Consider the following 582-nt stretch of genomic DNA (forward strand, 5'->3'; position numbering starts at 1 on the left):
ACAAGCTCGAACTCGATATTCCAGTATTGTTGCCGGACCTTCCTGACGCGGCCGATGCCTGCCTGGACCGTCTCGTATCAACCCTGTCAAAGCGCGAAGGTGTCGAGCGGGCGCATGTGATCTGTCTCGACGGCAACACGCCAGCGGCGCTGTGCATCCATTTCGATGCCGCCAAGCTGCCGCTGCCACGGTTGCGCGAAATGGTGCGCGCCGCAGGTGCCGAAATCACCGAGCGCTACGGCCATGCGATCTGGCAGGTGACGGGGATCAACCACGAACGTCGGGCGCGCACGGTCAGCGATGCGCTGTGCGCCTTGCCCGGCGTGGTCCAGGCAAGCGCCAGCACCAGCGGGTCTGTCCGGGTCGAATATGATCGCCGCGAAACCACCGAAGAGGAGGTGCGCGCTGCGCTTCGCAAGCTGAAGGTGAGGGTGGGCAAGCGGGTCGCTGCCGATGAACATGCCGGCCACGACCACGGCCCCGGGGGCCACGGCGCGGGCGAAGAGAAGCACGGCCCCGGCGATGGCCACGACCATAGCCACGCCGAATTTCTCGGCCCCAATACCGAGCTGATCTTCGCGC

General features: G+C 65.8%; 1 pseudogene. It reads left to right on the forward strand.

Annotated features, from left to right (window positions below):
* Positions 1-582 (forward strand): annotated as a pseudogene (locus AX685_RS15040) (heavy metal translocating P-type ATPase); the annotation flags it as partial.

The sequence above is a fragment of the Sphingomonas sp. CCH9-F2 genome, assembly GCF_001556735.1.
Classification (GTDB): domain Bacteria; phylum Pseudomonadota; class Alphaproteobacteria; order Sphingomonadales; family Sphingomonadaceae; genus Sphingomonas; species Sphingomonas ginsenosidimutans.